Genomic DNA, 11,028 nt, shown 5'->3' on the forward strand with positions numbered 1-11,028 from the left:
TTTCGGCCGGCCCTGACGTGGGCAAGACGGGCATGACATCTTGATTCGGGAGCTAGTGGCGCAATGAGAGACCTATCCGGCGGTCCACGCGTTCTGCTCAAGCGGCTACGCGAATTGATGGCGGAGCCGCTGGAGCCGCAGGAGCGCCTTGACCGGATCGTCCGCCAGATTGCCAGCAACATGGTTGCCGAGGTTTGCTCGGTCTATGTGCTGCGCGCCGACGGTGTCCTTGAACTTTATGCCACCGAGGGCCTGAATAAAGAGGCCGTCCACCTTTCGCAATTGAAGATGGGGCAGGGCCTCGTCGGTACGATTGCGGCTTCCGCTCAGCCTCTCAATCTTTCGGACGCGCAATCACATCCCGCCTATCGCTACCTGCCGGAAACCGGCGAAGAGATTTATCATTCCTTCCTGGGCGTGCCGATCCTGCGCACCGGGCGGTCGCTCGGCGTTCTCGTCGTTCAGAACAAGGCGAGCCGCAATTATCGCGAGGAAGAGCTGGAGGCGCTCGAAACGACGGCCATGGTGCTGGCCGAGATGATCGCGACCGGCGAGCTGAAGAAGATCACCAAGCCCGGCCTGGAACTCGATCTTACCCGCTCCGTCACCATCGATGGCGACAGCTACAATGAAGGCATCGGCCTCGGCTATGTCGTGCTGCACGAGCCGCGCATCGTCGTCACCAACCTGCTGAACGAGGATGCCGACAAGGAAATCGGCCGTCTCGCCGAGGCACTCGGTTCGCTGCGTATTTCGATCGACGACATGCTGTCGCGCCGCGACGTGTCCATGGAAGGTGAGCATCGCGAGGTGCTTGAGACCTATCGCATGTTCGCGCACGACCAGGGCTGGGTACGCAAGCTGGAGGAAGCTGTCCGCAACGGCCTGACCGCCGAAGCTGCCGTCGAAAAGGTGCAGAGTGACACAAAGGCGCGCATGATGCGCCTGACCGATCCCTATCTGCGCGAACGCATGCACGATTTCGAAGATCTGGCGAACCGGCTGCTTCGGCAGCTCATCGGCCATTCGGGCCGCACCAGCGCCGAAGGCTTCCCCAACGATGCGGTCATCTTCGCACGCGCCATGGGTGCGGCAGAGCTTCTCGATTATCCGCGCGCCAATATCCGCGGTCTTGTGCTGGAAGAGGGCGCGGTCACGAGTCATGTCGTCATCGTGGCGCGTGCCATGGGCATTCCGGTCGTTGGACAGGCGGTAGGCGTTGTCGCGCTGGCGGAAAACGGCGATCCGGTCATCATCGATGGCGATGGCGGTCATGTGCATCTGCGGCCGATGGCCGATCATCAACGCTCCTATGAGGAAAAGGTGCGGTTCCGCGCCCGTCGGCAGGAGCAGTTCCGTGCGCTGCGTTCCGTCGAGCCGGTGACCAAGGACGGGCAGCGCATTTCTCTGCTGATGAATGCCGGTCTCTTGGTCGACCTGCCGCAGCTTTCCGAATCAGGCGCGGAGGGTATCGGCCTGTTCCGCACCGAGCTGCAGTTCATGATCGCTTCGACCATGCCGAAGGCGGATGAGCAGGAAGCCTTCTATCGCAATGTCATGAAGCAGGCCGGCGGGCGCGTCGTCACCTTCCGCACGCTCGACATCGGCGGCGACAAGGTCGTTCCTTATTTCCGCGCGCATGAGGAAGAAAATCCCGCGCTCGGCTGGCGCGCCATCCGCCTCTCGCTCGATCGTCCCGGCCTGTTGCGCACACAGCTGAGGGCCATGCTGAAAGCTGCAGCCGACAACGAATTGAAGATGATGGTGCCGATGGTTACGGAAGTCTCCGAGATCAGAGCGGTGCGCGAACTCCTGCAGAAGGAAGTGCAGCACCTCTCGCGCTTCGGGCATGGCCTGCCGCGCAAGCTGCAGTTCGGCGCCATGCTTGAGGTGCCAGCGCTCTTGTGGCAGCTGGATGAGCTGATGGCGGAAGTCGATTTCGTCTCCGTGGGCTCCAACGACCTGTTCCAGTTCTCGATGGCTGTCGATCGCGGCAATGCCCGCGTTTCGGATCGCTTCGATCCGCTCGAGCGGCCGTTCCTGCGCATCCTGCGCGATATTGTGCGCGCTGGCGAACGCAACAAGACGCCGGTGACGCTTTGCGGCGAACTGGCGGGCAAGACGATTTCGGCCATGGCCCTGCTCGGCATCGGTTTCCGCTCGGTTTCGATGTCGCCGGCCTCGATCGGGCCGGTCAAGGCAATGCTGCTTGGACTTGATCTCAAAGCTCTGTCCGAGGTCATGGAGGCCGCACTTGATGACAAGCAGCCGACGAGTTCCATGCGGGATATCCTTGTACGCTTTGCCGAGAGCCACAATATTCCGCTTTAGCGCGTGATCCTGAAAAACACGAAGCGGTTTGCAGGCAGTATCATGCGCATCACGACATCAAAGCAGAGATAATAAGAAGAATTGGAGTAGAGGGTGGCGAAGCTCCCTGTTGAAAAAATGCGCGAATTGGAACGCCGCTTCGGCGAGATCGAGGCGCGCATGTCCGCCGGTCCGGCCGCGGATGTCTATGTGAAGCTTGCTTCCGAATATTCCGAACTGCAGCCGGTCGTCATCAAGATCCGCGACTATGAGCGCGCCCTTGCCGAGGCTGCCGATCTCGAAACTATGCTCTCCGACAAGTCGGTCGATCGCGAGATGCGCGATCTTGCCGAGATGGAACTGCCTGAGGTCAAGGAGCGCATCGAGACGCTGGAAAAGGACATCCAGATCGAGCTTCTGCCGAAGGATGCCGCCGACGAGAAGAGCGCGATCCTGGAAATCCGCGCCGGCACCGGCGGTTCCGAGGCAGCCCTTTTCGCTGGCGATCTCTTCCGTATGTATGAACGTTTCGCGGCCGCCAATGGCTGGAAGGTGGAGGTTCTCTCCGCCAGCGACGGCGAAGCGGGCGGCTTTAAGGAAATCATTGCCACCATCAGCGGCAAGGGCGTGTTTTCCCGGTTGAAGTTCGAATCCGGCGTCCATCGCGTACAGCGCGTGCCGGAAACCGAAGCCAGTGGCCGTATCCACACCTCGGCGGCGACCGTCGCCGTGTTGCCGGAAGCCGAAGAAATCGATATCGAGATTCGACCCGAGGATATCCGCATCGACACCATGCGCTCTTCGGGTGCCGGCGGCCAGCACGTCAATACGACCGACTCTGCGGTGCGTATCACGCATCTTCCCTCCGGCATCGTCGTCACGAGCTCGGAAAAGTCGCAGCATCAGAACCGCGCCAAGGCCATGCAGGTGCTGCGTTCGCGCCTCTTTGACATGGAGCGTCAGCGCGCCGATAGCGAGCGTTCCGCCGACCGCAAGAGCCAGGTCGGCTCCGGCGACCGCTCCGAACGCATCCGCACCTATAATTTCCCGCAGGGGCGCGTCACCGATCACCGCATTAACCTGACACTCTACAAGCTCGATCGGATGATGGTGGGCGAGATCGACGAGGTGGTCGACGCACTGCTGGCGGATTACCAGGCGAGCCAGCTCGCCCAGCTCGGCGAACAGGCATGAGCGGCGGGCAGGGGCCAACCATATCCGGGCTCCTGCAGGAGGTGCGCGTGCGTTTTGCCGAGGCCGATCTCGATGATCCCGCCACGGAAGCACGCATTCTTGTCGGCGGTCTTCTGCATCTTTCCGCGACTGGGCTCGTGACGCACGGTTCCGAGTCCGTGTCTGAGGATGATACGGTGATGGTACGCGCGGCGATCGCTCGCCGGCTCAAGCACGAGCCGGTCTATCGCATTCTCGGCGAGCGGGAATTCTATGGCCTGTCGCTGCGGCTTTCGGCTGCGACGCTCGAACCGCGGCCCGATACGGAAATTCTCGTCGATACGATGCTGCCGCATGTCAGGCGTCTTGAATCCCAGATCGGCAATATCCATATACTTGACATCGGAACGGGTACTGGGGCCATTTGTCTGGCTCTGCTTCATGAATGCCCCAAAGCGACGGGTGTGGGTTCCGACATTTCCAGCGAAGCGCTGGAAACCGCTCGCGGGAACGCGGAGCGAAATGGCTTGGCGGCGCGGTTCAGAACTGCGCAGGGAAGCTGGTTTGAAGCCATCCACGAACGTTTTCATGTGATTGTCTCAAATCCGCCCTATATTGCGTCTAGTGTCATTTCCACTCTCGCTCCAGAAGTAAAGGATTTCGATCCTCCCACAGCCCTTGATGGGGGCTTTGACGGGCTGGATGCATACAGGGCGATCGCAAAGGATGCGGCTCGATTTCTATATCAGAATGGTATGATTGGTGTGGAGATCGGCTACGATCAGCGTGAAACGGTGACTTCGATTTTTGAAGGAGCAGGATTTTCCCTTGTCGAGGCGGCTCGTGACTACGGCCAGAACGACCGGGTTCTTGTGTTTGAATTTCAACATTAACGCGACGTTTTGCAGCGGATTTGTGGGACCCTGTTGTTATCGCAAAGAAAAAGCTTGGATTTCCTGAGGAAGCAATATAGGTTGCGCTCACGCGTTGGGCGGCTGGGAATGAGCGAGACGATTCGCTTATCTTGGACAGCCTCGGGGATCCGCTCTTTGGTAAGAGTGTCAAAGGTTGAAGATAACCCAATGCGTGATCAGTTTAATCTGACGTAGTCGAGCGGCAGACCGGCGCTAAAGCGCAGTTTGCTTGCGGCACGCAGGCCCTGGTTCGGGAATGTCCGAACCGCGGCAGCAGGTGTCGTGTATGATTTTTATCCCAACGAAGAGAATTCAGGTGAAGGATCTATGAGGCCAGGACAGCAGAACAAGCGCGGTCGGGGGCGTGGTAATAACAACAACGGCGGCGGCGGCGGAAATAACAACAACAATTTCAACCGCAAGGGCTCGAACCCGCTGACCAGGACTTACGACAGCTCCGGTCCCGATGTGAAAATCCGCGGAACCGCACAGCACATCGCCGAGAAGTACGCGGCCTTGGCTCGCGATGCTCAAAGCTCCGGCGACCGCGTTATGGCGGAAAACTACCTGCAGCATGCCGAGCACTACAATCGGATCATTGCCAGCGCGCAGGCGCAGATGCAGGAGCGCTACCAGCGCGACGATCATCACAACTACAATGACCGCGATAATGCCGAGCGCGACATCGACGATATGGATGCGCAGGAGATCGACGATCAACCGCAGATGGCTCAGCCTCACGTTCGCCAGCAGCAGGCTGCTCCAGCCGCTGTTGCGGCGCCTGCTCGCGAGCCCGAAACCATCAACGGTACGGGTCCGCAACCGGTAATCGAAGGCATCCCGGCCGAAGTGGCGATCGAAGAGGAAACCCCGGCAGTGGCCGCAACCGAGCGTCAGCCGCGTCGCCGTAGTGCAGGCGGCAATCGCCCGCGCCGCCAGCCGCGCCGCAGCGCTGCATCGGGCGAAGGCGAAGATCAGGGCGAAGCCGCCTCGGGCGACACTCCTGCTCTGGCGGATGTTGCCTCGGAATAAGGCCCGTGCGCTTTCGGGCGCGGACGGTAGAAATTGAAACGGCAACGGCAGCGCGAGATGCGCTGCCGTTGCCGTTTTGCTATGGGCGTATGAAAAGGACGAAGTGATCATCAGGTAGCGAGAGGGAACGAGTCGCTATCGTCGAACTGTCGAAGCCAAGGTTCAGCTGGGTGAACTGGCTAATAAGCCACGCGCCTTTTTCGCGTTTTGCACCCTTTAAACTCTTCAAATACCCTCCCATATTCTCTCCAGTTGTCTTGCCGCAAATCTCAATGGCGGAAAGGCGGGGCCTGCCTCTAGAGGGGGCTCAATCTCAATCATCGGTCTGTGCCGGATCCGGGCAGAGCGATTCATGGAGGTCTCATATGAATATTGAAAAATACTCCGAGCGGGTACGCGGTTTCCTGCAATCCGCCCAAACTAATGCGCTTGCACAGGGTAATCAGCAGTTCACGCCCGAGCACGTTCTCAAGGTTCTCTTGGACGACGACCAGGGCATGGCTGCCTCGTTGATCGAACGGGCCGGCGGTGATGCCAAGGCTGCCCGCATTGCCAATGATGCCGCGCTTGCCAAGCTGCCGAAGGTTTCCGGTGGCGACGGCCAGGTCTATCTCTCACAGCCGCTCGCCAAGGTCTTCGCCACTGCCGAAGATGCCGCGAAGAAGTCGGGTGACAGTTTCGTCACCGTTGAGCGTCTTTTGCAGGCACTGGCGATCGAACCTACGGCTTCAACCTCGGCGACGCTGAAAAATGCAGGCGTAACGCCTGTTGCCCTCAATCAGGTCATCAACGATATCCGTAAGGGGCGCACGGCTGACTCCGCCAATGCGGAGCAGGGCTTCGATTCCCTGAAGAAATATGCACGCGACCTCACCGCCGAGGCCCGCGAAGGCAAGCTCGACCCGGTTATCGGCCGTGACGACGAAATTCGCCGCACGATCCAGGTCCTTTCCCGCCGCACGAAGAACAATCCCGTGCTGATCGGCGAGCCCGGCGTCGGCAAGACGGCGATCGTTGAAGGCCTGGCGTTGCGTATTGTCAATGGCGACGTGCCGGAATCCTTGAAGGACAAGAAGCTTATGGCGCTCGACATGGGCGCGCTGATAGCCGGTGCGAAGTTCCGCGGTGAATTTGAAGAGCGGCTGAAGGCTGTGCTCAACGAAGTGCAGTCGGAAAACGGTGAGATCATCCTGTTCATCGACGAGATGCACACGCTGGTCGGTGCCGGCAAGGCGGATGGCGCGATGGATGCGTCCAACCTCCTGAAACCCGCCCTTGCGCGTGGCGAACTTCACTGCGTCGGCGCGACCACGCTCGATGAATATCGCAAGCATGTCGAGAAGGATCCGGCCCTTGCCCGCCGCTTCCAGCCCGTCATGGTCGAGGAACCGACGGTCGAAGACACGATCTCGATCCTGCGCGGCTTGAAGGAAAAATACGAACAGCATCACAAGGTGCGCATCGCCGATGCCGCGCTGGTGGCTGCTGCCACCCTGTCGAACCGCTACATCACCGACCGCTTTCTGCCGGACAAGGCCATTGACCTGATGGACGAAGCTGCAGCGCGTCTGCGTATGCAGGTGGATTCGAAGCCGGAAGAGCTCGACGAACTCGATCGTCGCATCATCCAGCTGAAGATCGAGCGCGAGGCGCTGAAGAAGGAAACCGACCAGTCTTCCGCCGACCGGCTGAAGAGGCTGGAAACGGATCTTGCTTCGCTGGAAGAGGAAGCCGATGCGCTGACCGCGCGCTGGCAGGCCGAAAAGCAGAAGCTCGGTCTTGCCGCCGATCTGAAGAAGCAGCTCGACGACGCCCGCAACGAACTCGCCATCGCCCAGCGCAAGGGGGAATTCCAGCGTGCCGGCGAGCTCGCCTATGGCGTGATCCCCAATCTTGAGAAGGAACTTCACACCGCGGAAGAGCAGGATAGTGCCCGCGATTCCATGGTGCAGGAAGTCGTCACTGCCGACAACATCGCCCAGGTGGTTTCCCGCTGGACCGGGATTCCCGTGGACAAGATGCTGGAAGGTGAGCGCGACAAGCTGCTTCGGATGGAAGACGAACTGGCGAAGTGGGTCGTCGGCCAGGGCGACGCCGTTCAGGCCGTTTCCCGTGCCGTCCGCCGCTCGCGGGCCGGCCTGCAGGATCCGAACCGGCCGATCGGCTCGTTCATCTTCCTTGGCCCGACCGGCGTCGGCAAGACGGAGTTGACGAAGGCGCTTGCCCGCTTCCTCTTCGACGATGACACCGCGATGGTGCGTATCGACATGTCCGAGTACATGGAAAAGCATTCCGTGGCTCGGTTGATCGGTGCTCCTCCGGGCTATGTCGGCTATGAGGAAGGCGGGGCACTCACCGAAGCCGTCCGTCGCCGACCCTATCAGGTCGTGCTGTTCGACGAGATCGAGAAGGCGCATCCAGATGTCTTCAATATCCTGCTCCAGGTTCTGGATGACGGGCGTTTGACGGACGGACAGGGCCGCACGGTCGACTTCCGCAACACGATGATCATCATGACCTCCAATCTGGGTGCCGAATATCTGACCCAGCTGAAGGATGGCGATGACAGCGATCTGGTGCGCGAGCAGGTGATGGACGTTGTCCGGTCGCATTTCCGGCCGGAATTCCTGAACCGTATCGACGAGATCATCCTGTTCCACCGCCTGAAGCGTGATGAGATGGGCGCGATCGTCGATATCCAGCTGGAACGACTGCTGAAGCTGCTGTCGGAGCGCAAGATCACGCTCGAACTCGATGACGATGCCCGCAACTGGCTCGCCAACAAGGGTTACGATCCGGTCTATGGTGCACGGCCGCTGAAGCGGGTGATCCAGAAATACGTCCAGGATCCGCTCGCCGAACAGATCCTTTCGGGTCAAATTCCGGATGGTTCGCTCGTCAAGGTCACCAGCGGTTCGGACCGGCTGTTGTTCCGTGCGCGCCAGGCGGTAAACGAAGCGGCCTAAGCTGCGGCGATTGAATAAATGCGGATGGCGGTCCTCGGGCCGCCATTTTGCTATCGGCCGCAGCGCAGCCCCAGCATGAAGTGGCCGAGCGGCTGCAGCTATTTGCTGGCGATCTGCTTCGTCTTCTCGTCGGTCAGCAGTGTATCGATGCGCTTACGCTCTTCCTGGAATTTGGCAAGCGGATCGCCTTCAAGCGATTTGCCGCCGGGAAGGCGGATGCGCAACGGGTCGACCTTCGTACCGTTGACGATCAGCTCATAGTGCAGGTGGGGGCCCGTCGCGAGACCAGTCGAGCCGATGAAGCCGATCACCTGTCCCTGCACCACCTTTGCGCCGGGGACCACGCCCTTGGCGATGGCACTCTGGTGATTGTAGGAGGAGACGTAGCCGTTCGCATGCCGGATCAAGGTCTGATTGCCAAAGCCGCCGGAATCCCAGCCGGCCTTTTCGACAATGCCGTTGCCGGCAGCGATGATCGGCGTACCGCGCGGTGCGGACCAGTCTACACCGGTATGCATGCGGGCAAAGCCGAGGATGGGGTGGCGGCGCATGCCGAAGCCGGATTTGAAGACACCGGTGGGAACGGGATTGCGCAGCAGGAACTGCCGGATGCTCTTGCCGTTTTCGTCGAAGTAATCGATCGAGTGATCCGTCGGATCCTCGAAGCGGTAGAAGCGGGTCACGTTATCGCCGAACCGGGCGTTGACGTAGAGCAGTTCGGAATCGGCCGTCGCCTGTCCCTTGTCGTCTGTGACCGAGAAGAAGGCTTCCAGTGAATCCGTCGGCTTCAATTGTGCCTGGAAATCGACGTTGCTCGCAAGCAGCTTGACGATCTGCGCCACCATCTCCTTGGTCATGCCGTAGGAAAGGGCGGCGCGATAGATGCCGTCATAGACACTCGGCAGGTCGCGGCCGGCCGCCAGGGCGGGCGTGTCGTTGTCGAAAGCCGTCGAGATGGCATCGAGCATCGGCGGTGCGTTGCCGGCAACGAAGTCGCCTCGGTCGTTCTGCGCGACTGTCAGCAGGTGTTTCGTGCCGCGATAGATGCTGGCGCGGATGATTTTTGCCTGCTCGCCCTTCTGCAGAATGCCGATGCGCAGCACGTCGCCGGCGGAGACGTCGGCCGAACCGAAGAGCGGCTGGATCTTGGCTGCGACATCGTCCGCGTCGGCCTTGAGGTAACCGGATCCGGTCAGCGCTGTGGCAATCGACATGTTTTCGCGGACGGGAATGATGTCGTCGGCAAATTCTTCCGTCTGCGCGGTCACGGCTTCTGGGGCGGAAACGGACATGTTCTCTTCCACGATGCGGGCAGCAAGGCCCGCCGTCAGGTCGACATCGGAATCATCATTGGCGAAACGGCGCGGGTCGACATAATAGAGCGCGGAAAGCTGGGTGTTCCCGTCGGCCAGCACCGAGCCGTTGGAACGGACATTCTCCTCGACCTCATCGAGCGACATGGAGCCGGCGAGCTGGAAGGGAATATCCTTGGTGGGAAAGGCAATCGTTTTCAGGCTGACTTCGGATTCGACGTCCGATCCGTAGATGGCTCCGGTCTTGTTGGCCGGCTGCGGTATGTTGTCGTCCGTCGAAAAGATTGCCAAAGGATCGAAGGGCGGGTAGCTCTCGCTGGCGATGCGGTTGGTGGCGAGGGCAATCTTCACATGGGCGAAAGGCTGGCGGCGCACCACCTCCTTGTCGCCATCGCGCACAACGGTCGACACTTCCAGAATATTGCGGTCGGAAGGTTTTGAGGCGATTGCCGTGGAAATCAGCCGGCCACCGCGTGTGACCTGATCATCGGCAGCATTATGACTATCGACCGTCGCATAGGCTTCCGCAGGGATGGCGAGTTGCTGCCGGCCGTCGAGCGCGGCAAACAATGCCACCCCCATCAGGATGCTTGACGTGACGCCGGTCAGAAAGGTGCCGGAAAGCCAACGGAGAGAAACCTCGCGCCGATCCGGTGCCCGCCGGCCATCCGCCAGGATTGGCGGCTCGTTGCCGAGCGATCGGAGCATCATCTTGTCCGTCATCATGCCGATCGTGATCCGCTTCCTTCATGCGAGCCCGCAGGCTGGGGGCGAAGATGTGCATATTTATGACAGGAGTGTCAAATCAACCAGCCGCTTTTTGAGCCATTCCGTGCGCTGTTTCCCATAAATGCCAAGCGTCATGGGACGGAGATCTGATGTCGAGATGCAGCTCTTGGGCCGGCTCCGCCATTTTGCTGCCCCGCCTCACTTGATCTGATGGATATCTACCGGTGTTTTGGGGTATTTTTACGAAGCTCACAGGGGTATTCATAAAACTCACATAAGAATCAATCAGTTATGTGTTTTTTGATTTTTTTCAAAATAGGCCTGTTGACTTGGTTCGGAGGTAGGGTCTATAAGCCCGATCACTGACGAGGGCGGCGGCGCTGCTGGCGACGAAGTCTCTCGCTCTGGTGTTTCCTGGATTGGCTGCGATGCTGATTGTTGGTTCTGGGCTGGGCCTGGGATTGAAGGAAGTTCTGTTTTTGACTGGTTTGACTGGTCTGTTATTTGACAATTGAAGATGAGAAGAAAGAGAAACGTGGGCGGCGGAGCTTCGCGGGACCTGGAGAGATCTGGGTTCTGGAAAGAGACTTC

General features: G+C 59.9%; 7 protein-coding genes. 5 read left to right on the forward strand and 2 right to left on the reverse strand.

Translation table 11 applies throughout. The annotated features are described in order from the left end of the window. Nucleotides 1-63: 63 nt before the first annotated feature. From ptsP to clpB, 5 genes are all read left to right on the forward strand, one after another. On the forward strand, nucleotides 64-2,331 hold the full coding sequence (gene ptsP, locus PH562_RS19425) for a phosphoenolpyruvate--protein phosphotransferase (protein ID WP_113231638.1): 2,268 nt from the start codon (nucleotides 64-66) through the stop codon (nucleotides 2,329-2,331). A 93-nt stretch (nucleotides 2,332-2,424) separates the two neighbouring features. After that, entirely contained in the window at nucleotides 2,425-3,504 is a 1,080-nt protein-coding gene (gene prfA / locus PH562_RS19430) for a peptide chain release factor 1 (protein ID WP_285174895.1), read from the forward strand. Continuing rightward, on the forward strand, nucleotides 3,501-4,376 hold the full coding sequence (gene prmC / locus PH562_RS19435; protein WP_285174897.1) for a peptide chain release factor N(5)-glutamine methyltransferase: 876 nt from the start codon (nucleotides 3,501-3,503) through the stop codon (nucleotides 4,374-4,376). The genes prfA and prmC overlap by 4 nt, the downstream gene beginning before the upstream one ends. 348 nt (nucleotides 4,377-4,724) lie before the next feature. Further along, complete coding sequence (locus PH562_RS19440) at nucleotides 4,725-5,429, forward strand: DUF4167 domain-containing protein (protein WP_285174899.1); 705 nt, start codon at nucleotides 4,725-4,727, stop codon at nucleotides 5,427-5,429. Nucleotides 5,430-5,794: 365 nt separating this feature from the next. Next, nucleotides 5,795-8,395 (forward strand): ATP-dependent chaperone ClpB, encoded by a 2,601-nt coding sequence (gene clpB, locus PH562_RS19445; protein WP_285174901.1) that lies wholly within the window; start codon nucleotides 5,795-5,797, stop codon nucleotides 8,393-8,395. Nucleotides 8,396-8,493: 98 nt separating this feature from the next. On the opposite strand, the gene PH562_RS19450 is transcribed toward clpB, so the two are convergent. Beyond that, complete coding sequence (locus tag PH562_RS19450; protein ID WP_285174905.1) at nucleotides 8,494-10,434, reverse strand: M23 family metallopeptidase; 1,941 nt, start codon at nucleotides 10,432-10,434, stop codon at nucleotides 8,494-8,496. A 288-nt stretch (nucleotides 10,435-10,722) separates the two neighbouring features. Then, on the reverse strand, nucleotides 10,723-11,028 hold a 306-nt coding region (locus PH562_RS19455; protein ID WP_285174907.1), incomplete at its 5' end, for a hypothetical protein.

The sequence above is a fragment of the Rhizobium centroccidentale genome (genome assembly GCF_030182565.1).
Taxonomy (GTDB): domain Bacteria; phylum Pseudomonadota; class Alphaproteobacteria; order Rhizobiales; family Rhizobiaceae; genus Rhizobium.

Coding starts and splice junctions, on each gene's coding strand:
- ptsP (WP_113231638.1), top strand. CDS start 64: ATGAGAGACCTATCCGGCGGTCCACGCGTTCTGCTCAAGCGGCTACGC.
- prmC (WP_285174897.1), top strand. CDS start 3,501: ATGAGCGGCGGGCAGGGGCCAACCATATCCGGGCTCCTGCAGGAGGTG.
- PH562_RS19440 (WP_285174899.1), top strand. CDS start 4,725: ATGAGGCCAGGACAGCAGAACAAGCGCGGTCGGGGGCGTGGTAATAAC.
- clpB (WP_285174901.1), top strand. CDS start 5,795: ATGAATATTGAAAAATACTCCGAGCGGGTACGCGGTTTCCTGCAATCC.
- PH562_RS19450 (WP_285174905.1), bottom strand. CDS start 10,434: ATGATGACGGACAAGATGATGCTCCGATCGCTCGGCAACGAGCCGCCA.